Source organism: Pseudomonas sp. CAM1A (genome assembly GCF_047501685.1).
GTDB lineage: Bacteria > Pseudomonadota > Gammaproteobacteria > Pseudomonadales > Pseudomonadaceae > Aquipseudomonas.
Map to the genome: position 1 here is coordinate 160,786 of NZ_JBFNXP010000007.1, position 20,683 is coordinate 181,468.

Sequence of the window (20,683 nt, forward strand, 5' to 3'; positions counted from 1 at the left end):
CCTAGGCTTCGCACGCCGCAGAGGCTGGGTTCACCAGACGCTCGAGGGTCGCACGGTCCAAAATTTTCGTATCCAGTTTGATATAGATGGCGGCTTCATCTGCCACCACCACGGCGTCGGTCACACCCGGCACGGCCATCAGGCGCTCGGTCAGGCCGGCTTCCCGGACTGCTTCCGGCGTCAGCGGCATGCGCAGGCTGGTCACGTACGGCGGCTCGTTCATGCGCAACGCCGTGAGCAGCCAGAAGGCACACAAGCCAGCGCAGCCGAGGAACACCATGCTCAAGCCACCGTGCTGGAACAACCAGCCACCGAGGATGCCACCCAGTGCCGCGCCAAGGAACTGGCTGGTGGAGTACACCCCCATCGCCGTGCCCTTGCCGCCGGCAGGCGACACCTTGCTGACCAGCGAAGGCAAGGATGCCTCCAGCAGGTTGAATGCAGTAAAGAATACCACGGTGCCGATCACCAGTCCGCGCAAGTTGTCAGCCCACTGCCAGAAGAACACCTCCACCAGCAGCAGGACACTGACCGCGCCGAGCAACACGCGTTTCATCTTGCGCTTCTTTTCCCCGTAGATGATGAAGGGGATCATTGCAAAAAATGAAACCAGCAGCGCGGTCAGGTACACCCACCAGTGCTCCTCCTTGGGCAGCCCGCCGCGCTCGACGAAGGCCAGGGGCAGCGCCACGAAGCTGGCCATCAGGATGGCGTGCAGCACGAAAATACTGATGTCCAGGCGTAGAAGGTCGGGATTGCGCAGGGTCGGGCCGAGGGCCTGACGGGCGACACCGGACTCGCGATGGCTCAGCACACTGTGCGAGCTGGGCACGACGAAAGCGATCAGCGCTATGCCAACCAGGGCAAGTCCTGCAGTGGCAAGGAACAATCCTGACAAGCCAAAGGCGCGGGTCAACAGCGGGCCGACCACCATCGCCACGGCGAACGACAGGCCGATGCTCATGCCGATCATGGCCATGGCCTTGGTCCGGTGCTGTTCGCGGGTCAGGTCGGACAACAGCGCCATGACCGCCGCGGAAATCGCCCCTGCGCCCTGCAGGATGCGCCCGGCGATCACGCCCCAGATCGAGTCGGCCTGGGCCGCCAGCACGCTGCCCAGGGCAAAGATCACCAACCCCACGTAGATGACCGGACGGCGGCCGATGCGGTCGGAAATCATCCCGAACGGAATCTGCAGCACCGCTTGGGTCAGGCCATAGGCGCCGATGGCCAGGCCGATCAGGGTCGGCGTCGCGCCGGCCAGGTCCATGCCGTAGGTGGCCAGCACCGGAAGCACCATGAACATGCCCAGCATACGAAAGGCAAAGACCAGGGCCAGGCCGCTCGCGGCGCGGGTTTCGCTGCCACTCATGCGCTCGTTGTGGGTGTCGTGCATGGATTAACCTCGTGTGAACCGGCGGCGATTCTATCAGTCCGACGCCTTGACGGCATATACGCGACGCTTTGCCGCGTACTGGCAGCGCCCCGTATACTGCTTTGTTTATGCCCGCCGAGCGAGGCCGTAGTGGACAAGATCCTGATCCGTGGGGCACGTACCCACAACCTGAAGAACATCGACCTGACCCTGCCCCGGGACAAACTGATCGTGATCACCGGCCTGTCCGGGTCCGGCAAGTCCTCGCTGGCGTTCGACACGCTGTACGCCGAAGGCCAGCGGCGCTATGTGGAGTCGCTGTCAGCCTATGCCCGGCAGTTCCTGTCGATGATGGAAAAGCCCGACGTCGACACCATCGAAGGATTGTCGCCGGCCATCTCCATCGAGCAGAAGTCGACCTCGCACAACCCGCGCTCGACCGTCGGCACCATCACCGAGATCTACGACTACCTGCGCCTGCTCTATGCCCGCGTCGGCACCCCCCGCTGCCCGGACCACGACATCCCGCTTGAGGCGCAAACGATCAGCCAGATGGTCGACCTGGTCCTGGAAAAGCCCGAAGGCAGCAAGCTGATGCTGTTGGCGCCGGTGATCCGCGAGCGCAAGGGCGAGCACCTGGCGGTGTTCGACGAGCTGCGCGCCCAGGGCTTCGTTCGCGCCCGGGTCAACGGCAAGCTCTACGAGCTCGACGAGTTGCCCAAGCTCGACAAACAGAAGAAGCACAGCATCGATGTGGTGGTGGACCGTTTCAAGGTCCGCGCCGACCTGCAGCAGCGCCTGGCTGAATCCTTCGAGACCGCCCTTAAGCTGGCCGACGGCATCGCCCTGGTGGCGCCGATGGACGACGAGGAAGGCGAAGAAGTGATCTTCTCGGCGCGCTTCGCCTGCCCGGTGTGCGGCCATGCGATCAGCGAGCTGGAGCCGAAGCTGTTCTCCTTCAACAACCCGGCGGGTGCCTGCCCGACCTGCGATGGCCTGGGGGTGAAGCAGTTCTTCGACACCAAGCGCCTGGTCAACGCCGAGCTGACCCTGGCCGAAGGCGCGATTCGCGGCTGGGACCGGCGCAATGTCTATTACTTCCAGATGCTCGGCTCGCTGGCCGCGCATTACGGCTTCAGCCTGGAGGAACCGTTCGGCGAGCTGTCGGCCGAGCACCAGAAGGTGATTCTGAACGGCAGCGGCAAACAGAGTGTCGACTTCAAGTACCTCAACGACCGAGGCGACATCGTCAAGCGCTCGCACCCGTTCGAAGGCATCGTGCCGAACCTTGAGCGTCGCTATCGCGAGACCGAGTCGGCCACCGTGCGTGAAGAGCTGGCCAAGTTCCTCGGCACCCAGCCCTGCCCTGATTGCCGCGGCACCCGCCTGCGCCGCGAAGCGCGCCATGTCTGGGTGGGCGAGAAGACCCTGCCGGCAGTGACCAACCTGCCGATCGGCGAAGCCAGCAATTACTTCGGCGCGCTGAGCCTCACCGGTCGGCGTGGCGAGATTGCGGCGAAGATCCTCAAGGAGATCTGCGAGCGCCTGCAGTTCCTGGTCAACGTCGGCCTCGACTACCTGACCCTCGACCGCAGCGCCGATACCCTGTCTGGCGGCGAGGCCCAGCGCATCCGCCTGGCCAGCCAGATCGGCGCAGGCCTGGTGGGGGTGATGTACATCCTCGACGAGCCCTCGATCGGCCTGCACCAGCGCGATAACGACCGCTTGCTGGCGACGCTCAACCACCTGCGCGACCTCGGTAACACGGTGATCGTCGTCGAGCACGACGAGGACGCCATCCGCCTGGCCGACTATGTGGTGGACATCGGCCCGGGCGCCGGTGTGCATGGCGGCCAGATCGTCGCCGAGGGCTCGCCCGAGGAGGTGATGGCGCACCCCGATTCGCTGACCGGCAAATACCTGTCCGGGCGCAAGAAGATCGTTGTCCCGGCCAAGCGCACCCCGCGCAACAAGAAGCTGTCGCTCAAGCTCAAGGGCGCGCGCGGCAACAACCTGCAGAACGTCGACCTGGAAGTACCGATCGGTCTGCTGACCTGCGTGACCGGTGTGTCCGGCTCGGGTAAATCGACCCTGATCAACAACACCCTGTACCCGCTCGCCGCCACCGCACTCAACGGCGCCAGCAGCCTGGAAGCGGCGCCGCACGCCAGCGTCGATGGCCTGCAGCACCTTGACAAGGTGGTCGATATCGACCAGAGCCCGATCGGCCGTACGCCACGGTCGAACCCGGCTACCTACACCGGGATCTTCACGCCGATCCGCGAGCTGTTCGCCGGCGTGCCGGAATCGCGCTCGCGCGGATACGGGCCGGGGCGTTTCTCGTTCAACGTCAAGGGTGGGCGCTGCGAGGCCTGCCAGGGCGACGGCCTGATCAAGGTCGAGATGCACTTCCTGCCGGACATCTACGTGCCGTGCGACGTGTGCAAGAGCAAGCGTTACAACCGCGAGACCCTGGAGATCAAGTACAAGGGCAAGAACATCCACGAGGTGCTGGAAATGACCATCGAGGATGCCCGCGAGTTCTTCGACGCGGTGCCGGCCCTGGCGCGCAAGCTGCAGACCCTGATGGATGTAGGCCTGTCGTATATCAAGCTGGGGCAATCGGCGACCACGCTGTCGGGCGGCGAAGCACAACGGGTCAAGCTGTCCCGCGAGCTGTCCAAACGGGACACCGGCAAGACCCTGTACATCCTCGACGAGCCGACCACTGGCCTGCACTTCGCCGATATCCAGCAACTGCTGGATGTGCTGCATCGCCTGCGCGACCACGGCAACACCGTGGTGGTGATCGAGCACAATCTGGATGTGATCAAGACCGCCGACTGGCTGGTGGACCTGGGGCCGGAAGGCGGATCCAAAGGCGGCCAGATCATTGCCTGTGGCACGCCAGAAGAGCTGAGCAAGATGAAGCAGTCGTACACCGGCCACTACCTCAAGCCACTGCTGGAGCGTGACCGGGCCTGAGTGGAGTCGCTGACATGAAAAAGCCCCTGGTACCGTCGGTGCCAGGGGCTTTTTCGTAGGGCTGTGGATAACTTACATCTGCGACTGCAGGTAGTTCTCCAAGCCGATGGCCTTGATCAGACCCTGCTGCTTCTCCAGCCAGTAGGTGTGATCTTCTTCGGTGTCGGCCAGCTGTGCGCGCAGGATGTCGCGGCTGATGTAGTCCTTGTGCAGTTCGCACAGCTCGATGCCCTTGCACAGCGCGGCACGTACTTTGTACTCGAGCTTGAGGTCGGCCTCGATCATCTCCGGCACGGTGCTGCCCACTTCCAGGTCGTCGGCGCGCATGTCCGGCGTGCCTTCGAGCATGAGGATACGGCGCATCAGGGCATCGGCGTGCTGCGTCTCTTCTTCCATCTCGTGGTTGATACGCTCATAGAGCTTGGCCAAGCCCCAGTCTTCGTACATGCGCGAGTGAATGAAGTACTGATCGCGTGCTGCCAGTTCGCCCTTCAGCAACGTGACGAGATAGTTGATTACGTCCGGGTGACCTTGCATCGCCCTGCTTCTCCGTGTGAATACGTCAATAGAGCCTAGTGTGAACCAGGTTTTGCTCGCGGTCACTGAAAAACGCGCAATTAGAAGCAAAAAATCGGCTAAACAGTAGTGATATTCATTGAAAAACCGCCTAAATGAGGGCGGTTCTTCTTATTACTTCGACTTAGCCGAGATTCACACCCAAGGCCTTGGCGATCCCTTCGCCGTAGGCCGGATCAGCCTTGTAGAAGTACTGCAACTGACGCTGGATGACATCGTCGCTGACACCGGCCATGGTCCCGGCGATGTTATTGATCAACAGGGCCTTCTGCTCATCGCTCATCAGGCGGAACAGTGCCCCGGCGTGGCTGTAGTAATCATTGTCCTCACGATGATCGTAGCGGTCCGCCGAGCCGTTCAGGGCCAGTGCGGGCTCGGCATGCCGCGGCGATTGCTTCGGCGCGCTTGCATGGCTGTTGGGCTCGTAGTTGGGAGCGCCGCCGTATGCGCCGATGGCCATGGAGCCGTCCCGCTGGTAACTGTTCACCGGGCTGCGCGGCGCATTGACCGGCAGTTGCTGGTGGTTGGTGCCTACGCGGTAGCGATGCGCATCGGCATACGCGAACACACGTCCCTGGAGCATGCGGTCTGGCGACAGGCCAACCCCGGGGACCATGTTGCTGGGCCCGAACGCCGCCTGCTCGACTTCGGCGAAGTAGTTGAGCGGGTTGCGGTTGAGCTCCAACACGCCGACTTCGATCAACGGATAATCCTTCTGCGACCAGGTCTTGGTCACATCGAACGGGTTTTCGTCGCGGCTGGCCGCCTCGGCCTCACTCATTACCTGGATGCACACGGTCCAACGCGGGAAGTCGCCGCGCTCGATGGCCTCGAACAGGTCCCGCTGGGCATAGTCCGGATCGCTACCAGCCAGGCGGGCAGCGTCGGCCGGCGCCAGGTTCTTGATGCCTTGCTGGGTCTTGAAGTGCCATTTGACCCAGGTCCGCTCGCCGTTGGCGTTGATCAGGCTGTAGGTGTGGCTGCCGAAGCCGTGCATGTGGCGGTAGCCATCGGGAATGCCGCGATCGGAGAACAGGATGGTGACCTGGTGCAGCGCCTCGGGCGAATGCGACCAGAAGTCCCACATCATTTGCGCGTTCTTCAGGTTGCTCTGCGGGTGGCGCTTCTGGGTGTGGATGAAGTCGGGGAACTTCAGCGGATCACGAATGAAAAACACCGGGGTATTGTTACCGACGATGTCCCAGTTACCTTCTTCGGTGTAGAACTTCACCGCGAAACCACGCGGGTCGCGTTCGGTGTCTGCGGAGCCGCGCTCGCCACCCACGGTGGAGAAGCGCAGGAACGTCTCGGTCTGCTTACCGATTGCGTCAAACAGCTTGGCACTGCTGAGCTCGGTGATATCGCGGGTGACGGTGAAGGTACCGTAGGCGCCAGAGCCCTTGGCGTGCACGCGACGCTCCGGGATGTTCTCGCGGTTGAAGTGGGCAAGCTTCTCGAGCAGGTGGAAGTCGTCGAGCAGCAGCGGGCCACGGGGGCCTGCGGAACGGGAGTTCTGGTTATCGGCTACGGGTGCACCGCTGGCGGTAGTGAGAATCTTGCTCATGGGCTCTCCTGGTCGGTCTTGAATTGCCGGCTAATCGGCTTGAGGAGAGTATTGTCGAGCAAGGTTACAAGGACAAATTCATTAAATGACTTGTATCAATAGAAAATAACAATTCACCAGACAACAAAAAACCGGGCCTAGGCCCGGTTTCTTGTAGCAGACAGAACGTCTTACTCGGCAGCTTCTACAGCACCACCGACCGGACGATCAACCAGCTCGACGTACGCCATAGGCGCGTTGTCGCCAGCGCGGAAACCGCACTTCAGGATACGCAGGTAGCCGCCCTGACGGGTGGCGTAGCGCTTGCCCAGGTCGTTGAACAGTTTGCCAACGGCGGACTTCGAACGGGTACGGTCGAAGGCCAGACGACGGTTGGCAACGCTGTCTTCCTTGGCCAGGGTGATCAGCGGCTCGGCAACGCGACGCAGTTCCTTGGCTTTCGGCAGGGTGGTTTTGATCAGCTCGTGCTCGATCAGCGACACAGCCATGTTCTGGAACATAGCTTTGCGGTGAGAGCTGGTACGGCTCAGGTGACGTCCACTTTTACGATGACGCATGATTCATTCCTTACCAAACACAACGTTCGGTGATTACGACGATCAGGCAGTCGCCTTGTCGTCTTTCTTAAGGCTTGCAGGCGGCCAGTTGTCGAGGCGCATGCCGAGAGACAGACCACGGGAGGCCAGCACGTCCTTGATTTCAGTCAGGGACTTCTTGCCCAGGTTAGGAGTCTTCAACAGCTCTACTTCGGTACGCTGAATCAGGTCGCCGATGTAGTAGATGTTCTCCGCCTTGAGGCAGTTGGCCGAACGTACGGTCAGTTCCAGGTCGTCAACCGGGCGCAGCAGGATCGGATCGATCTCGTCTTCCTGCTCGACCACAACCGGCTCGCTGTCACCTTTGAGGTCGACGAACGCGGCCAGCTGCTGTTGCAGGATGGTCGCGGCACGACGGATAGCCTCTTCAGGATCCAGGGTACCGTTGGTTTCCAGATCGATGACCAGCTTGTCCAGGTTGGTACGCTGTTCAACACGGGCGTTCTCGACCACGTAGGCGATACGACGCACCGGGCTGAACGAAGCGTCCAGCTGGAGACGGCCAATGCTGCGGCTTTCGTCTTCGTCAGTCTGACGAGAGTCGGCCGGCTCGTAACCGCGACCACGAGCTACGGTGAGCTTCATGTTCAGGGCGCCGTTGGACGCCAGGTTCGCGATTACGTGATCGGGGTTGACGATCTCGACATCGTGATCCAGCTGAATATCGGCAGCGGTAACCACCCCCGAACCCTTTTTCGACAAGGTCAGCGTAACTTCGTCACGACCGTGCAGTTTGATAGCCAGGCCTTTCAGGTTCAACAGGATTTCAATGACGTCTTCCTGTACACCTTCGATCGCGGAGTACTCATGGAGTACGCCATCGATCTCGGCCTCGACTACTGCACAGCCAGGCATGGAGGACAACAGGATGCGGCGCAGCGCGTTGCCCAGGGTATGGCCGAAGCCACGCTCGAGAGGCTCGAGCGTGATCTTGGCGCGGGTTGGACTGACAACCTGCACGTCGATGTGACGGGGTGTCAGAAACTCATTTACCGAAATCTGCATGGATGCACCTATTTTCTAGCCCTTACTTGGAGTAGAGCTCGACAATCAGGTTTTCGTTGATGTCGGCGGACAGGTCGCTGCGAGCAGGAACGTTCTTGAAAACGCCCGACTTTTTAGCAGCATCCACATCAACCCACTCAACGCGGCCACGCTGGGCGCACAGTTCAAGGGCTTGAACAATGCGCAGCTGGTTCAGCGACTTCTCGCGAACCGAGACCACGTCACCCGGACGAACTTGGTAGGATGGAATGTTTACAGTCTTACCGTTGACGCTGATCGCTTTGTGCGAAACCAGCTGACGGGACTCGGAACGAGTCGAGCCGAAGCCCATACGGTAAACGACGTTATCCAGACGGCACTCGAGCAGTTGCAGCAGGTTCTCACCGGTTGCGCCTTTTTTCGAGGCAGCAGCTTGGTAGTAACCGCGGAACTGACGCTCCAGAACACCGTAGATACGACGGACTTTTTGTTTCTCGCGCAGCTGGGTACCGTAGTCGGACTGACGGCCACGGCGCTGGCCGTGGATACCTGGGGCTGCTTCGATGTTGCACTTCGATTCCAGAGCGCGAACGCCGCTCTTCAGGAACAGGTCAGTGCCTTCACGGCGAGACAGTTTGCATTTTGGACCAATGTAACGTGCCATTTATCTGTCTCCTGATTACACGCGACGCTTCTTCGGCGGACGGCACCCGTTATGCGGGATTGGCGTCACGTCGGTGATGCTGGCGATCTTGTAGCCGCAGCTGTTCAGTGCACGAACGGCGGACTCACGACCTGGACCTGGACCCTTGACGTTCACGTCGAGGTTCTTCAGACCGTATTCCAGCGCAGCTTGACCAGCACGCTCAGCAGCGATCTGTGCTGCGAACGGAGTGGATTTGCGCGAACCACGGAAACCCGAACCACCGGAAGTAGCCCAGGACAGTGCGTTGCCCTGACGGTCGGTGATGGTCACGATGGTGTTGTTGAAAGACGCATGGATGTGGGCGATGCCATCAACCACTGTCTTTTTGATTTTTTTACGAGGACGAGCAGCAGGTTTTGCCATGTCTATATTCCTGGGCGATTACTTGCGGATCGGCTTACGCGGGCCCTTACGGGTGCGTGCGTTGGTCTTGGTGCGCTGACCGCGAACCGGCAGACCTTTACGATGACGCAGGCCGCGGTAGCAACCCAGGTCCATCAAGCGTTTGATCTTCATGTTGATGTCACGACGCAGGTCACCTTCGGTGGTGAACTTCGCGACTTCGCCACGCAGGGTTTCGATTTGCTCGTCGCTCAGATCCTTGATCTTAGCGGCTGGGTTTACACCAGCATCCGCACAGATCTTCTGTGCAGTTGTGCGACCGACACCATAGATGTAGGTCAGCGAGATAACAGTATGCTTGTTATCTGGAATGTTGACGCCTGCAATACGGGCCATTCAGTGGGACTCCAATTGACAGCTACCTACGCCCCGGAAGCCAAGAAATAGGGCGCGAGATAATATCGCTGTAGAAACGATTAATCAACCCAGCAGCACACTAGCTGCTGGGTTTGAAGCGCGGATCACACTCAGCCTTGGCGCTGCTTGTGACGCGGTTCCGCGCTGCAGATCACGCGCACGATACCTTCGCGACGAATGATCTTGCAGTTGCGGCACAGCTTTTTCACCGATGCACGAACTTTCATTACCGACTCCTCGAACCTTAAGGGGCTAAATCAGCGCAGCAGACCGCTGCCGCCGTAGCCTTTCAGGTTGGCTTTCTTCATCAGGGATTCGTACTGGTGCGAAACGAGGTGCGATTGTACTTGGGACATGAAGTCCATCACAACCACTACCACAATCAGCAACGAGGTCCCGCCAAGGTAGAACGGCACGTTTGCTGCCACCACCAGGAACTGGGGCAGAAGGCACACGGCCATCATGTAAAGAGCACCGAACATGGTCAAACGGGTCAGAACGCCATCAATGTAGCGCGCCGACTGCTCACCAGGACGGATGCCCGGAATAAAGGCACCGGACTTCTTCAGGTTTTCCGCTACGTCTTTCGGGTTGAACATCAACGCTGTGTAGAAGAAGCAGAAGAAAATGATCCCTGCACTAAACAGCAGAATGTTCAACGGCTGACCAGGAGCGATCGACTGCGAGATGTCCTGCAGCCAGCCCATACCTTCAGACTGACCGAACCAGGCACCCAGCGAAGCCGGGAACAGCAAGATGCTGCTCGCGAAAATGGCCGGGATTACGCCCGCCATGTTCACTTTCAGCGGCAGGTGGCTGGTCTGCGCAGCGAAGACCTTGCGGCCCTGCTGACGCTTGGCGTAGTGAACGGCGATACGACGCTGACCACGCTCGATGAACACCACGAAGCCGATAATCGCTACTGCCAGCAAACCGATTGCGACCAGGGCGAAGATGTTGATATCGCCTGTGCGTGCAGACTCGAAAGACTGCCCGATTGCTCTCGGAAGACCGGCAACGATACCTGCGAAGATCAACATCGAGATACCGTTGCCCACACCGCGCTCGGTGATCTGCTCACCCAGCCACATCATGAACATCGCGCCTGCCACGAAGGTGGAGACGGCGACGACATGGAAGCCGAGGCCAGCAGAAAACGCCACGCCCTGGTTGGCCAGGCCAATGGACATGCCAATGGCTTGAACCAGCGCCAGGATAACGGTGCCGTAGCGGGTGTACTGGCTGATCTTGCGACGGCCAGCTTCACCTTCCTTCTTCAACTGCTCCAGCTGCGGGCTGACAGCGGTCATGAGCTGCATGATGATCGATGCCGAGATGTACGGCATGATCCCCAGTGCAAAGATGCTCATGCGCTCCAGCGCGCCGCCGGAAAACATGTTGAACAAGCTAAGAATGGTCCCCTCATTCTGCCGGAACAGATCCGCGAGACGGTCCGGGTTAATGCCTGGTACCGGGATGTGCGCGCCAATCCGATAGACGATGATCGCCATGAACAGAAAACGCAGACGAGCCCAGAGTTCCGACATCCCGCCCTTACCGAGCGAAGAGAGAGCACCTTGCTTAGCCATTTATTCCTCGAACTTGCCGCCAGCTGCTTCGATAGCCGCACGTGCACCTTTGGTGACGGCGATACCCTTGAGGGTGACTGCGCGAGTGACTTCGCCCGACAGCATGATTTTCACACGCTGTACGTGCTGGCCGATCACGTTGGCGTCCTTCAGGGACTGAACGGTGATCAGATCGCCTTCCACCTTGGCCAGCTCGGACAGACGCACTTCTGCGCGGTCCATGGCTTTCAGGGAAACGAAGCCGAACTTCGGCAGGCGACGGTGCAGCGGCTGTTGACCGCCTTCGAAGCCTGGAGCAATGGAGCCACCGGAACGGGAAGTCTGACCTTTGTGACCACGGCCACCAGTCTTGCCCAGACCGCTACCGATACCACGGCCCGGACGGTGCTTCTCGCGACGGGAACCCGGCGCTGGACTCAGATCATTGAGTTTCATTGATTAACCCTCGACCTTCAGCATGTAGTAAGCCTTGTTGATCATCCCGCGGTTCTCGGGAGTATCCTGGACTTCTACAGTGTGACCGATACGACGCAGACCCAGACCCTTCACGCACAGCTTGTGGTTAGGGATACGGCCCGAGACGCTCTTGATCAGCGTTACTTTGACGGTTGCCATGATCAGCGGATCTCCTCAACAGTCTTGCCGCGCTTGGCAGCAATGGACTCAGGGGATTGCATGGCTTTCAGACCCTTGAAGGTGGCGTGAACCACGTTCACCGGGTTGGTCGAACCGTAGCACTTGGCCAGGACGTTCTGAACACCAGCAACTTCCAGGACGGCACGCATTGCGCCGCCGGCGATGATACCGGTACCTTCCGAGGCAGGCTGCATGTAGACCTTCGAGGCGCCGTGGGCGGCCTTGGTGGCGTACTGCAGGGTGGTGCCCTTCAGGTCAACCTGAATCATGTTGCGACGAGCAGCTTCCATGGCTTTCTGGATCGCGGCAGGTACTTCGCGCGACTTGCCACGGCCAAAGCCAACACGACCCTTGCCATCACCTACCACGGTCAGCGCGGTGAAGGTGAAGATACGGCCGCCTTTAACGGTTTTGGCTACGCGGTTAACTTGAACCAGCTTCTCGATGTAGCCTTCGTCGCGCTTTTGATCGTTATTTGCCATAACTTAGAACTCCAGCCCGCCTTCACGAGCAGCATCAGCCAGCGCTTTGACGCGGCCATGGTACTTGAAGCCGGAACGGTCAAAGGCAACTTGAGATACACCGGCGGCTTTCGCGCGCTCAGCTACCAGCTTGCCAACCTTAGTGGCCGCGTCGATGTTGCCAGTGGCGCCATCACGCAGTTCTTTGTCCAAGGTCGAGGCGCTTGCCAGAACCTTGCTGCCGTCGGCCGAAATGACCTGGGCATAGATGTGCTGCGAGGAGCGGAACACGCACAGACGCACGGCTTCGAGCTCGTGCATTTTCAGGCGTGCTTTGCGAGCGCGACGCAGTCGAATAACTTTTTTGTCGGTCATTTGCTAGGCCCTACTTCTTCTTGGCTTCTTTACGACGGACTACTTCGTCCGCGTAACGCACACCCTTGCCCTTGTAAGGCTCTGGCGGACGGAAACCGCGGACTTCAGCGGCCACCTGACCCACCAGCTGCTTGTCGATACCCTTGATCAGGATGTCGGTCTGGCTTGGGGTTTCAGCGGTGATACCGGCTGGCAGTTCGTAATCCACTGGGTGCGAGAAGCCCAGAGCCAGGTTCAGGACGGTGCCTTTGGCCTGAGCTTTGTAACCAACACCGACCAGCTGGAGCTTGCGCTCGAAGCCTTGGCTTACGCCTTGGACCATGTTGTTCACCAGGGCGCGGGTAGTACCGGCCATGGCGCGAGCTTGCTGGTCACCGTTGCGAGCGACGAAACGCAGCTCACCAGACTCTTCGGTAACTTCAACAGACGAGTGAACGTTCAGTTCGAGAGTGCCCTTGGCACCCTTCACCGAAAGCTGCTGGCCGGCGAATTTGACTTCGACGCCTGCTGGCAGCTTAACGGGGTTCTTAGCGACGCGAGACATGCCTATCTCCCCTTAGAACACTGTGCACAGAACTTCGCCGCCGACACCGGCAGCGCGCGCAGCGCGGTCAGTCATCACACCTTTGTTGGTGGAGACGATAGACACGCCCAGGCCGCCACGTACTTTCGGCAGCTCAGTGACGGCCTTGTACTGGCGCAGGCCAGGACGGCTGGTACGCTTCAGTTCCTCGATGACCGGACGGCCTTCGAAGTACTTCAGTTCGATCGACAGGGAAGGCTTGGCTTCGCCGTTGACTTCGTAGCCAGCGATGTAGCCTTCGTCTTTCAGTACTTTGGCAACCGCGACCTTCAGGGTAGAAGAAGGCATGCTTACGACAGACTTTTCAGCCATCTGGGCATTACGGATGCGAGTTAGCATGTCCGCTAACGGGTCCTGCATACTCATGGGCTAGATGCTCCTGATACAAGAATTATTAGCCTTGCGGCTATCACAACCACCCGAGCAGGCAGGGCAAAAAACCCGGGCTCAGGTGAGCCGGTCATTCTAGACACAAGGCAGAAACGAAACAAGCCCCATATAGGGGCTTGTTTCAATGCGAGGTCACCGGTGGTCGGAAGATTGCTCCCCTTCCACCGGTGGTCACGCCAACCGGGATTACCAGCTGGCCTTGACCAGACCCGGCACGTCACCACGCATGGCAGCTTCGCGCAGCTTGTTACGGCCGAGGCCGAACTTGCGGTACACGCCGTGCGGACGACCGGTGATGCGGCAACGGTTACGCATGCGCGAAGCGCTGGCGTCACGTGGTTGCTTCTGCAGGGCGACAACGGCAGCGAAACGCTCTTCTGGAGAGGCGTTCAGGTTGACGATGGTCGCTTTCAGCTCGGCACGCTTTTTGGCGTACTTGGCTACCGTGAGCTGACGCTTCAGCTCGCGGTTTTTCATGCTCTTCTTGGCCATTTTCCTACTCCAATCAGTTGCGGAACGGGAACTTGAAAGCACGCAGCAGAGCGCGGCCTTCGTCGTCCGAACGAGCAGTGGTGGTCAGGGTGATGTCCAAACCGCGCAGAGCATCGATCTTGTCGTAATCGATTTCCGGGAAGATGATCTGCTCTTTCACGCCCATGCTGTAGTTGCCACGGCCATCGAAGGACTTGGCATTCAGGCCGCGGAAGTCGCGAACCCGAGGCAGGGAGATCGCCAGCAGGCGGTCCAGGAATTCGTACATCTTGTCGCTACGCAGGGTCACCTTGACGCCGATCGGCCAGCCTTCACGGACTTTGAAGCCCGCGATGGATTTACGAGCGAAAGTCACGACCGGCTTTTGACCGGTGATCTTTTCCAGGTCGGCAACAGCGTGCTCGATGACTTTCTTGTCGCCGATCGCTTCGCCCAGACCCATGTTCAGGGTGATTTTGGTAACGCGCGGAACTTCCATCACGTTCGACAGCTTAAGTTCTTCCTTAAGCTTGGGAGCGATTTCGTTCCGGTAAATCTCTTTCAGTCGTGCCATGGTCTTCTACCTAGCAGTGTTCAAGCATCAACCGCTTTTTGGGTCGACTTGAAGACACGAATTTTCTTGCCTTCTTCTACTTTGAAGCCAACGCGGTCAGCCTTGTTGGTTTCGCTGTTGAAGATGGCAACGTTGGAAGCGTGCAGTGGCGCTTCTTTTTCGACGATACCGCCCTGAACGCCCGCCATCGGGTTAGGCTTGGTATGACGCTTGACCAGGTTCACGCCACCGATGACCAGACGGTCATCAGCCAGAACCTTCAGCACCTTACCGCGCTTACCCTTGTCTTTGCCGGCGATCACGATGATCTCGTCGTCACGACGAATCTTTTGCATGTCGGATCTCCTTAGAGCACTTCAGGGGCGAGCGAAACGATCTTCATGAACTTCTCGGTACGAAGTTCACGGGTCACTGGCCCGAAGATGCGAGTACCGATCGGCTCTTGCTTGGTGTTCAGCAGAACAGCAGCGTTGCCGTCGAAACGAATGATGGAACCGTCAGCGCGACGTACACCGTGACGGGTACGGACGACAACAGCGGTCATCACCTGGCCTTTCTTGACCTTACCGCGAGGAATTGCTTCCTTGACGGTAACTTTGATGATGTCACCGATACCGGCGTAACGACGGTGGGAACCGCCGAGCACCTTGATGCACATGACGCGACGAGCGCCGCTGTTATCGGCCACATCGAGCATGGATTGAGTCTGAATCATAAAATTTCTCCGACCCCTAGCCCTTAGACTTCAACAGCGCGTTCGAGGACTTCAACCAGTGCCCAGGACTTGGTCTTGGCCAGCGGACGGGTTTCACGGATGGAAACCTTGTCGCCGATCTTGCACTGGTTGGCTTCGTCGTGCGCGTGCAGCTTAGTCGAACGCTTAACGTATTTACCGTAGATCGGGTGCTTTACGCGACGCTCGATCAGAACGGTGATGGTCTTGTCCATTTTGTCGCTGACGACACGGCCAGTCAGCGTACGGACGGTTTTTTCAGCTTCAGCCATGATCACTTACCTGCCTGCTGGTTGAGCACAGTTTTCACGCGAGCGATGTCACGCTTAACTTGCGAGAGCAGGTGCGACTGCCCCAACTGGCCAGTTGCTTTCTGCATGCGCAGATTGAACTGGTCGCGCAGCAAGCCGAGCAGTTGCTCATTCAGTTGCTGTGCGGATTTTTCACGAAGTTCATTCGCTTTCATCACATCACCGTCCGCTTAACAAAGGAGGTGGCGAGTGGCAGCTTTGCAGCAGCCAGGGCGAAAGCTTCGCGCGCCAGCTCTTCAGAAACACCCTCGATCTCGTACAGGACTTTGCCTGGCTGAATCTGGGCAACCCAGTATTCCACGGAACCCTTACCTTTACCCATCCGCACTTCGAGAGGCTTCTTGGTAACCGGCTTGTCCGGGAACACACGGATCCAGATCTTGCCGCCACGCTTAACGTGACGGGTCAGGGCACGACGTGCCGACTCGATCTGGCGAGCGGTGAGACGACCGCGGGCGACAGCTTTCAGAGCGAATTCGCCGAAGCTGACCTTGCTACCGCGCAGTGCCAGACCACGGTTGTGGCCGGTCATCTGCTTGCGGAATTTTGTACGCTTTGGTTGCAACATTTGGCGTACCCCTTACTTAGCAGCTTTTTTACGAGGCGCTGGTGCTTGCGGCTTCAGCTCTTCCTGGCGACCACCAATAACTTCGCCTTTGAAGATCCAAACCTTCACACCGATCACACCGTAGGTGGTGTGAGCTTCGTAGGTGTTGTAGTCGATATCGGCACGCAGGGTGTGCAGGGGCACACGACCTTCGCGATACCACTCGGTACGTGCGATCTCGGCGCCGCCGAGACGACCGCTCACCTGGATCTTGATGCCCTTGGCACCAATACGCATGGCGTTCTGCACGGCGCGCTTCATGGCGCGACGGAACATTACGCGGCGTTCCAGCTGCTGGGCTACGCTCTGAGCAACCAGCATAGCGTCGAGTTCCGGCTTGCGGATCTCTTCGATGTTGATGTGCACAGGCACACCCATCTGCTTGGTCAGGTCCTGACGCAGCTTCTCAACATCTTCACCTTTCTTGCCGATAACGATACCGGGACGAGCGGTGTGGATGGTGATGCGTGCAGTTTGAGCCGGACGATGAATATCGATACGGCTAACGGACGCGCTTTTTAGTTTGTCTTGGAGGTACTCGCGAGTTTGCAGATCCTTCAGCAGGTAATCTGCGTAAGTCGCGCCGTCTGCGTACCAGACGGAGGTGTGCTCCTTGACGATTCCCAGGCGAATGCCAGTGGGATGTACTTTCTGACCCATCTGATCGACTCCGTTACTTGTCCGCAACCTTGACAGTGATATGGCAAGACCGCTTGACGATGCGATCAGCGCGGCCTTTGGCACGCGGCATGATGCGCTTCAGCGAACGCCCTTCGTTGACGAAGACGGTGGAGACCTTCAGGTCATCAACGTCTGCGCCTTCGTTGTGTTCGGCGTTGGCAACGGCCGACTCGAGGACTTTCTTCATGATTTCAGCGGCTTTTTTGCTGCTGAAGGCCAACAGGTTGAGCGCTTCGCCCACCTTCTTCCCGCGGATCTGGTCGGCGACCAAGCGGGCTTTCTGGGCGGAGATGCGAGCGCCCGACAACTTAGCGGCTACTTCCATTTCCTTACCCCTTAACGCTTGGCTTTCTTGTCAGCCACGTGCCCGCGGTAGGTGCGGGTACCGGCAAACTCGCCCAGTTTGTGGCCGACCATGTCTTCGTTCACGAGAACTGGGACGTGTTGGCGACCGTTGTGTACCGCGATGGTCAGACCGACCATTTGTGGCAGGATCATCGAACGGCGCGACCAGGTTTTAACTGGCTTGCGATCGTTCTTCTCCACCGCCACTTCGACCTTCTTCAACAGGTGAAGATCGATAAAAGGACCTTTTTTCAGAGAACGTGGCACTGTCGTATCCCTCTAGTTACTTGCGACGACGGACGATCATGTTGTCGGTACGCTTATTACCACGGGTTTTAGCACCCTTGGTTGGGAAGCCCCATGGCGATACCGGATGACGACCACCGGAGGTACGACCTTCACCACCACCATGTGGGTGGTCAACCGGGTTCATGGCAACACCACGAACGGTTGGGCGAACGCCGCGCCAGCGTTTGGCACCAGCTTTACCCAGCGAACGCAGGCTGTGCTCGGAGTTCGAGACTTCGCCCAGGGTCGCACGGCACTCAGCCAGGACTTTACGCATTTCACCAGAGCGCAGACGCAGGGTCACGTAGACACCTTCGCGAGCGATCAGCTGAGCCGAAGCACCAGCGGAACGAGCGATCTGAGCACCTTTACCCGGCTTCAGTTCGATGCCGTGAATGGTGCTACCTACTGGGATGTTGCGCAGCTGCAGGGAGTTACCGGCCTTGATTGGGGCCAGGGCACCTGCGATCAGCTGGTCGCCAGCACTCACGCCTTTAGGGGCGATGATGTAGCGACGCTCACCGTCTGCGTAGCACAGCAGGGCGATGTGAGCAGTACGGTTCGGGTCGTATTCGATACGCTCGACAGTGGCTGGGATGCCATCTTTGTCGTTGCGACGGAAGTCAACCAGACGGTAATGCTGCTTATGACCACCACCTACGTGACGCGTGGTGATGCGGCCATTGTTGTTACGACCACCAGACTTCGATTTTTTCTCGAGCAGCGGTGCGTGAGGAGCGCCTTTGTGCAGCTCCTTGTTGACCACCTTGACCACAAAACGGCGGCCAGGGGAAGTCGGTTTGCATTTAACGATTGCCATGATGCACCCCTTCCTTACTCAGCACTGCTGCTGAAATCGAGATCTTGGCCTGGCTGAAGGGAGACGATCGCCTTCTTCCAGTCATTACGCTTGCCCAGACCACGTGCGGTACGCTTGGTTTTACCCAGAACGTTAACAGTCGACACGTTTTCAACTTTTACGTTGAACAGGCCTTCGACAGCTTTCTTGATTTCCAGCTTGGTTGCATCAGTAGCAACCTTGAATACGAACTGGCCTTTTTTCTCAGCCAGAACGGTAGCCTTCTCGGAAACGTGCGGGCCAAGGAGGACTTTGAATACGCGTTCCTGGTTCATCCCAGCAGCTCCTCGAATTTCTTCACGGCCGAGACAGTGATCAACACTTTCTCGTATGCGATCAGACTGACCGGGTCGGAACCTTGAACGTCACGTACGTCGACGTGCGGCAGGTTACGAGCAGCCAGGTACAGGTTCTGATCAACAGCGTCCGAAACGATCAGTACGTCGCTCAGACCCATGCCGTTCAGCTTGTTCAGCAGATCTTTGGTTTTCGGTGCTTCAACAGCGAAGTCCTGAACCACGACCAGACGGTCGCTACGCACCAGCTCGGCGAGGATGGAGCGCAGTGCTGCGCGGTACATCTTCTTGTTGAGCTTCTGCGAGTGATCTTGAGGACGAGCTGCGAAGGTTACACCACCGCCACGCCAGATCGGACCACGGGTAGTACCGGCACGAGCGCGGCCAGTACCCTTTTGACGCCATGGGCGCTTACCGCCACCAGCTACGTCAGAACGGGTCTTCTGCTGCTTGGTGCCCTGACGGCCGCCGGCCATGTAGGCCACGACTGCTTGGTGTACCAGCGTCTCGTTGAATTCGCCACCGAAAGTCAGTTCGGAAACTTCGATCGCCTGAGCGTCATTTACATTAAGTTGCATGTCAGTTTCCCCTTACCCGCGAGCCTTGACAGCTGGACGCACAACCACGTCGCCGCCAGTAGCGCCTGGAACGGCACCCTTGATCAGCAGCAGGTTGCGTTCAGCGTCTACGCGTACTACTTCCAGGGACTGCACAGTCACGCGCTCAGCGCCCATGTGACCGGACATTTTCTTGCCCTTGAATACACGACCAGGAGTCTGGCACTGGCCGATGGAGCCAGGGACACGGTGCGATACGGAGTTACCGTGGGTGTTATCTTGACCACGGAAGTTCCAGCGCTTGATGGTACCGGCGAAGCCTTTACCTTTGGACTGACCGGTTACGTCTACCAGCTGGCCTGCAGTGAAGAGTTCAGCTTTGATCAGATCGCCAGCCTGGAAATCGCCTTCTTCAAGACGGAACTCCCAGACACCGCGACCAGCGGCAACGTTGGCCTTGGCAAAGTGGCCTGCCTGAGCGGCGGTCACACGCGAAGCACGACGCTCGCCGACAGTGACTTGCACTGCACGGTAGCCATCAGTTTCTTCGGTTTTGAACTGGGTGACGCGATTCGGCTCGATCTCAATGACCGTGACCGGAATGGAGACACCTTCTTCGGTGAAAATACGGGTCATGCCCGCTTTCCGACCGACTACACCAATAGTCATGTTGTAAACCTCATGAGTGTACGGGGCTTTCACCCGCTATGGCCGCCCATTTCAGAGCGTTACACGACCAGACCGAAGTCTTAGCCGAGGCTGATCTGCACTTCCACACCGGCCGCCAGATCAAGCTTCATCAGCGCATCAACGGTTTTATCCGTTGGCTGGACGATGTCCAGAACACGCTTATGAGTGCGAATCTCGTACTGGTCACGCGCGTCTTTGTTGACGTGCGGGGAGACCAGAACGGTGAAACGCTCTTTGCGGGTAGGCAGTGGAATTGGACCACGCACTTGTGCACCAGTACGTTTCGCGGTTTCCACGATTTCCTGGGTGGATTGGTCGATCAGGCGATGGTCGAAAGCCTTCAACCTGATACGGATTTGCTGATTTTGCATTGGATTTCAGACTCCAGGCTGTTCCCAACGGACGCACTACGCCCGCTAAAAGGAGGCGTGATTCTATAGACGCCCCAATTTAGTGTCAACCCAATAAAAAAAGCCCCCGCTGAGCGGGGGCTTTTTCAATCGGTCGAGTGATTACTCGATGATTTTGGCTACGACGCCGGCGCCGACGGTACGACCGCCTTCACGGATGGCGAAACGCAGACCGTCTTCCATTGCGATGGTCTTGATCAGAGTGACAGTCATCTGGATGTTGTCACCTGGCATTACCATTTCAACGCCTTCCGGCAGTTCGCAGTTACCGGTCACGTCAGT

General features: G+C 58.7%; 32 protein-coding genes and 1 pseudogene. 1 reads left to right on the plus strand and 32 read right to left on the minus strand.

Annotated elements, in window-relative coordinates:
• Position 1: 1 nt before the first annotated feature.
• Positions 2–1,396 carry an MFS transporter gene (locus ABZO33_RS17400; protein WP_414537043.1) on the minus strand — a complete coding sequence of 465 codons (1,395 nt, stop codon included), beginning with the start codon at positions 1,394–1,396 and terminating at the stop codon, positions 2–4.
• A 129-nt stretch (positions 1,397–1,525) separates the two neighbouring features.
• On the opposite strand from ABZO33_RS17400, the gene uvrA reads away from it, so the two are divergent.
• Positions 1,526–4,360 carry an excinuclease ABC subunit UvrA gene (uvrA, locus tag ABZO33_RS17405; RefSeq protein ID WP_414537044.1) on the plus strand — a complete coding sequence of 945 codons (2,835 nt, stop codon included), beginning with the start codon at positions 1,526–1,528 and terminating at the stop codon, positions 4,358–4,360.
• 72 nt (positions 4,361–4,432) lie between these two features.
• Here uvrA and bfr read toward each other — a convergent pair whose 3' ends face one another.
• From bfr to ABZO33_RS17560, 31 genes and pseudogenes are all read right to left on the minus strand, one after another.
• On the minus strand, positions 4,433–4,897 hold the full coding sequence (gene bfr / locus ABZO33_RS17410) for a bacterioferritin (protein ID WP_414537045.1): 465 nt from the start codon (positions 4,895–4,897) through the stop codon (positions 4,433–4,435).
• A gap of 163 nt (positions 4,898–5,060) precedes the next feature.
• Positions 5,061–6,500, minus strand: coding sequence for a catalase (locus tag ABZO33_RS17415; RefSeq protein ID WP_414537046.1), 1,440 nt, complete (start codon positions 6,498–6,500; stop codon positions 5,061–5,063).
• A 170-nt stretch (positions 6,501–6,670) separates the two neighbouring features.
• Positions 6,671–7,057 carry a 50S ribosomal protein L17 gene (rplQ, locus tag ABZO33_RS17420; protein WP_003255451.1) on the minus strand — a complete coding sequence of 129 codons (387 nt, stop codon included), beginning with the start codon at positions 7,055–7,057 and terminating at the stop codon, positions 6,671–6,673.
• A gap of 42 nt (positions 7,058–7,099) precedes the next feature.
• A complete protein-coding gene (locus ABZO33_RS17425; protein WP_003255452.1) occupies positions 7,100–8,101 on the minus strand; it encodes a DNA-directed RNA polymerase subunit alpha in 1,002 nt (333 codons plus the stop codon).
• A 22-nt stretch (positions 8,102–8,123) separates the two neighbouring features.
• Positions 8,124–8,744 carry a 30S ribosomal protein S4 gene (rpsD, locus tag ABZO33_RS17430; RefSeq protein ID WP_023629185.1) on the minus strand — a complete coding sequence of 207 codons (621 nt, stop codon included), beginning with the start codon at positions 8,742–8,744 and terminating at the stop codon, positions 8,124–8,126.
• A 15-nt stretch (positions 8,745–8,759) separates the two neighbouring features.
• The gene (rpsK, locus tag ABZO33_RS17435; RefSeq protein WP_012270237.1) at positions 8,760–9,149 is read right to left on the minus strand and encodes a 30S ribosomal protein S11; all 390 of its coding nucleotides are present in this window, start codon (positions 9,147–9,149) and stop codon (positions 8,760–8,762) included.
• Positions 9,150–9,167: 18 nt separating this feature from the next.
• Positions 9,168–9,524, minus strand: a complete 357-nt coding sequence (gene rpsM / locus ABZO33_RS17440; RefSeq protein WP_003255457.1) for a 30S ribosomal protein S13 — start codon at positions 9,522–9,524, stop codon at positions 9,168–9,170.
• Positions 9,525–9,655: 131 nt separating this feature from the next.
• Positions 9,656–9,772, minus strand: a complete 117-nt coding sequence (rpmJ, locus tag ABZO33_RS17445) for a 50S ribosomal protein L36 (RefSeq protein WP_011531897.1) — start codon at positions 9,770–9,772, stop codon at positions 9,656–9,658.
• 30 nt (positions 9,773–9,802) lie between these two features.
• Positions 9,803–11,134, minus strand: coding sequence for a preprotein translocase subunit SecY (secY, locus tag ABZO33_RS17450; protein WP_003255459.1), 1,332 nt, complete (start codon positions 11,132–11,134; stop codon positions 9,803–9,805).
• Complete coding sequence (rplO, locus tag ABZO33_RS17455; RefSeq protein ID WP_011531896.1) at positions 11,135–11,569, minus strand: 50S ribosomal protein L15; 435 nt, start codon at positions 11,567–11,569, stop codon at positions 11,135–11,137. It lies immediately after the preceding gene.
• Positions 11,570–11,572: 3 nt separating this feature from the next.
• Complete coding sequence (gene rpmD / locus ABZO33_RS17460) at positions 11,573–11,749, minus strand: 50S ribosomal protein L30 (protein ID WP_011531895.1); 177 nt, start codon at positions 11,747–11,749, stop codon at positions 11,573–11,575.
• A 2-nt stretch (positions 11,750–11,751) separates the two neighbouring features.
• On the minus strand, positions 11,752–12,252 hold the full coding sequence (gene rpsE / locus ABZO33_RS17465) for a 30S ribosomal protein S5 (protein ID WP_046857343.1): 501 nt from the start codon (positions 12,250–12,252) through the stop codon (positions 11,752–11,754).
• 3 nt (positions 12,253–12,255) lie between these two features.
• Positions 12,256–12,606 (minus strand): 50S ribosomal protein L18, encoded by a 351-nt coding sequence (gene rplR / locus ABZO33_RS17470; RefSeq protein ID WP_023629183.1) that lies wholly within the window; start codon positions 12,604–12,606, stop codon positions 12,256–12,258.
• Between the two features lie 10 nt (positions 12,607–12,616).
• The gene (gene rplF, locus ABZO33_RS17475) at positions 12,617–13,150 is read right to left on the minus strand and encodes a 50S ribosomal protein L6 (RefSeq protein ID WP_046857344.1); all 534 of its coding nucleotides are present in this window, start codon (positions 13,148–13,150) and stop codon (positions 12,617–12,619) included.
• A 12-nt stretch (positions 13,151–13,162) separates the two neighbouring features.
• Positions 13,163–13,555, minus strand: coding sequence for a 30S ribosomal protein S8 (gene rpsH, locus ABZO33_RS17480; RefSeq protein WP_046857345.1), 393 nt, complete (start codon positions 13,553–13,555; stop codon positions 13,163–13,165).
• A 210-nt stretch (positions 13,556–13,765) separates the two neighbouring features.
• A complete protein-coding gene (gene rpsN / locus ABZO33_RS17485; RefSeq protein WP_023629181.1) occupies positions 13,766–14,071 on the minus strand; it encodes a 30S ribosomal protein S14 in 306 nt (101 codons plus the stop codon).
• Between the two features lie 13 nt (positions 14,072–14,084).
• A complete protein-coding gene (gene rplE, locus ABZO33_RS17490; protein ID WP_003255474.1) occupies positions 14,085–14,624 on the minus strand; it encodes a 50S ribosomal protein L5 in 540 nt (179 codons plus the stop codon).
• A 20-nt stretch (positions 14,625–14,644) separates the two neighbouring features.
• Positions 14,645–14,959: a 50S ribosomal protein L24 gene (gene rplX, locus ABZO33_RS17495; RefSeq protein ID WP_023629180.1), complete on the minus strand. Its 315-nt coding sequence runs from the start codon at positions 14,957–14,959 to the stop codon at positions 14,645–14,647.
• An 11-nt stretch (positions 14,960–14,970) separates the two neighbouring features.
• Positions 14,971–15,339 carry a 50S ribosomal protein L14 gene (gene rplN / locus ABZO33_RS17500; RefSeq protein ID WP_008089810.1) on the minus strand — a complete coding sequence of 123 codons (369 nt, stop codon included), beginning with the start codon at positions 15,337–15,339 and terminating at the stop codon, positions 14,971–14,973.
• 23 nt (positions 15,340–15,362) lie between these two features.
• Positions 15,363–15,629, minus strand: a complete 267-nt coding sequence (rpsQ, locus tag ABZO33_RS17505) for a 30S ribosomal protein S17 (protein ID WP_003255478.1) — start codon at positions 15,627–15,629, stop codon at positions 15,363–15,365.
• A gap of 2 nt (positions 15,630–15,631) precedes the next feature.
• Positions 15,632–15,823, minus strand: coding sequence for a 50S ribosomal protein L29 (gene rpmC, locus ABZO33_RS17510; RefSeq protein WP_002555481.1), 192 nt, complete (start codon positions 15,821–15,823; stop codon positions 15,632–15,634).
• Positions 15,823–16,236 (minus strand): 50S ribosomal protein L16, encoded by a 414-nt coding sequence (gene rplP, locus ABZO33_RS17515; protein ID WP_009397508.1) that lies wholly within the window; start codon positions 16,234–16,236, stop codon positions 15,823–15,825. Before rplP ends, rpmC begins: the two co-directional genes overlap by 1 nt.
• Before the next feature lie 12 nt (positions 16,237–16,248).
• Complete coding sequence (gene rpsC, locus ABZO33_RS17520) at positions 16,249–16,935, minus strand: 30S ribosomal protein S3 (protein ID WP_011531889.1); 687 nt, start codon at positions 16,933–16,935, stop codon at positions 16,249–16,251.
• 13 nt (positions 16,936–16,948) lie between these two features.
• Entirely contained in the window at positions 16,949–17,281 is a 333-nt protein-coding gene (rplV, locus tag ABZO33_RS17525; protein WP_003103908.1) for a 50S ribosomal protein L22, read from the minus strand.
• A gap of 11 nt (positions 17,282–17,292) precedes the next feature.
• Positions 17,293–17,568 carry a 30S ribosomal protein S19 gene (rpsS, locus tag ABZO33_RS17530; RefSeq protein WP_003255482.1) on the minus strand — a complete coding sequence of 92 codons (276 nt, stop codon included), beginning with the start codon at positions 17,566–17,568 and terminating at the stop codon, positions 17,293–17,295.
• Between the two features lie 16 nt (positions 17,569–17,584).
• Complete coding sequence (gene rplB, locus ABZO33_RS17535; RefSeq protein WP_027915105.1) at positions 17,585–18,409, minus strand: 50S ribosomal protein L2; 825 nt, start codon at positions 18,407–18,409, stop codon at positions 17,585–17,587.
• 14 nt (positions 18,410–18,423) lie between these two features.
• The gene (gene rplW, locus ABZO33_RS17540; RefSeq protein WP_003255484.1) at positions 18,424–18,723 is read right to left on the minus strand and encodes a 50S ribosomal protein L23; all 300 of its coding nucleotides are present in this window, start codon (positions 18,721–18,723) and stop codon (positions 18,424–18,426) included.
• A complete protein-coding gene (gene rplD / locus ABZO33_RS17545; RefSeq protein ID WP_003255485.1) occupies positions 18,720–19,322 on the minus strand; it encodes a 50S ribosomal protein L4 in 603 nt (200 codons plus the stop codon). Before rplD ends, rplW begins: the two co-directional genes overlap by 4 nt.
• A gap of 12 nt (positions 19,323–19,334) precedes the next feature.
• Positions 19,335–19,970 carry a 50S ribosomal protein L3 gene (rplC, locus tag ABZO33_RS17550; protein ID WP_011531887.1) on the minus strand — a complete coding sequence of 212 codons (636 nt, stop codon included), beginning with the start codon at positions 19,968–19,970 and terminating at the stop codon, positions 19,335–19,337.
• 80 nt (positions 19,971–20,050) lie between these two features.
• The gene (rpsJ, locus tag ABZO33_RS17555) at positions 20,051–20,362 is read right to left on the minus strand and encodes a 30S ribosomal protein S10 (RefSeq protein WP_003186070.1); all 312 of its coding nucleotides are present in this window, start codon (positions 20,360–20,362) and stop codon (positions 20,051–20,053) included.
• A 141-nt stretch (positions 20,363–20,503) separates the two neighbouring features.
• Positions 20,504–20,683 (minus strand): annotated as a pseudogene (locus ABZO33_RS17560) (elongation factor Tu); the annotation flags it as partial.

Bases quoted from the DNA above. Each gene is read 5' to 3' on its own strand.
- ABZO33_RS17400 (WP_414537043.1), bottom strand. From the start codon at position 1,396: ATGCACGACACCCACAACGAGCGCATGAGTGGCAGCGAAACCCGCGCC.
- bfr (WP_414537045.1), bottom strand. From the start codon at position 4,897: ATGCAAGGTCACCCGGACGTAATCAACTATCTCGTCACGTTGCTGAAG.
- ABZO33_RS17415 (WP_414537046.1), bottom strand. From the start codon at position 6,500: ATGAGCAAGATTCTCACTACCGCCAGCGGTGCACCCGTAGCCGATAAC.
- rplQ (WP_003255451.1), bottom strand. From the start codon at position 7,057: ATGCGTCATCGTAAAAGTGGACGTCACCTGAGCCGTACCAGCTCTCAC.
- ABZO33_RS17425 (WP_003255452.1), bottom strand. From the start codon at position 8,101: ATGCAGATTTCGGTAAATGAGTTTCTGACACCCCGTCACATCGACGTG.
- rpsD (WP_023629185.1), bottom strand. From the start codon at position 8,744: ATGGCACGTTACATTGGTCCAAAATGCAAACTGTCTCGCCGTGAAGGC.
- rpsK (WP_012270237.1), bottom strand. From the start codon at position 9,149: ATGGCAAAACCTGCTGCTCGTCCTCGTAAAAAAATCAAAAAGACAGTG.
- rpsM (WP_003255457.1), bottom strand. From the start codon at position 9,524: ATGGCCCGTATTGCAGGCGTCAACATTCCAGATAACAAGCATACTGTT.
- rpmJ (WP_011531897.1), bottom strand. From the start codon at position 9,772: ATGAAAGTTCGTGCATCGGTGAAAAAGCTGTGCCGCAACTGCAAGATC.
- secY (WP_003255459.1), bottom strand. From the start codon at position 11,134: ATGGCTAAGCAAGGTGCTCTCTCTTCGCTCGGTAAGGGCGGGATGTCG.
- rplO (WP_011531896.1), bottom strand. From the start codon at position 11,569: ATGAAACTCAATGATCTGAGTCCAGCGCCGGGTTCCCGTCGCGAGAAG.
- rpmD (WP_011531895.1), bottom strand. From the start codon at position 11,749: ATGGCAACCGTCAAAGTAACGCTGATCAAGAGCGTCTCGGGCCGTATC.
- rpsE (WP_046857343.1), bottom strand. From the start codon at position 12,252: ATGGCAAATAACGATCAAAAGCGCGACGAAGGCTACATCGAGAAGCTG.
- rplR (WP_023629183.1), bottom strand. From the start codon at position 12,606: ATGACCGACAAAAAAGTTATTCGACTGCGTCGCGCTCGCAAAGCACGC.
- rplF (WP_046857344.1), bottom strand. From the start codon at position 13,150: ATGTCTCGCGTCGCTAAGAACCCCGTTAAGCTGCCAGCAGGCGTCGAA.
- rpsH (WP_046857345.1), bottom strand. From the start codon at position 13,555: ATGAGTATGCAGGACCCGTTAGCGGACATGCTAACTCGCATCCGTAAT.
- rpsN (WP_023629181.1), bottom strand. From the start codon at position 14,071: ATGGCCAAGAAGAGCATGAAAAACCGCGAGCTGAAGCGTCAGCTCACG.
- rplE (WP_003255474.1), bottom strand. From the start codon at position 14,624: ATGGCACGACTGAAAGAGATTTACCGGAACGAAATCGCTCCCAAGCTT.
- rplX (WP_023629180.1), bottom strand. From the start codon at position 14,959: ATGCAAAAGATTCGTCGTGACGACGAGATCATCGTGATCGCCGGCAAA.
- rplN (WP_008089810.1), bottom strand. From the start codon at position 15,339: ATGATTCAGACTCAATCCATGCTCGATGTGGCCGATAACAGCGGCGCT.
- rpsQ (WP_003255478.1), bottom strand. From the start codon at position 15,629: ATGGCTGAAGCTGAAAAAACCGTCCGTACGCTGACTGGCCGTGTCGTC.
- rpmC (WP_002555481.1), bottom strand. From the start codon at position 15,823: ATGAAAGCGAATGAACTTCGTGAAAAATCCGCACAGCAACTGAATGAG.
- rplP (WP_009397508.1), bottom strand. From the start codon at position 16,236: ATGTTGCAACCAAAGCGTACAAAATTCCGCAAGCAGATGACCGGCCAC.
- rpsC (WP_011531889.1), bottom strand. From the start codon at position 16,935: ATGGGTCAGAAAGTACATCCCACTGGCATTCGCCTGGGAATCGTCAAG.
- rplV (WP_003103908.1), bottom strand. From the start codon at position 17,281: ATGGAAGTAGCCGCTAAGTTGTCGGGCGCTCGCATCTCCGCCCAGAAA.
- rplB (WP_027915105.1), bottom strand. From the start codon at position 18,409: ATGGCAATCGTTAAATGCAAACCGACTTCCCCTGGCCGCCGTTTTGTG.
- rplW (WP_003255484.1), bottom strand. From the start codon at position 18,723: ATGAACCAGGAACGCGTATTCAAAGTCCTCCTTGGCCCGCACGTTTCC.
- rplD (WP_003255485.1), bottom strand. From the start codon at position 19,322: ATGCAACTTAATGTAAATGACGCTCAGGCGATCGAAGTTTCCGAACTG.
- rplC (WP_011531887.1), bottom strand. From the start codon at position 19,970: ATGACTATTGGTGTAGTCGGTCGGAAAGCGGGCATGACCCGTATTTTC.
- rpsJ (WP_003186070.1), bottom strand. From the start codon at position 20,362: ATGCAAAATCAGCAAATCCGTATCAGGTTGAAGGCTTTCGACCATCGC.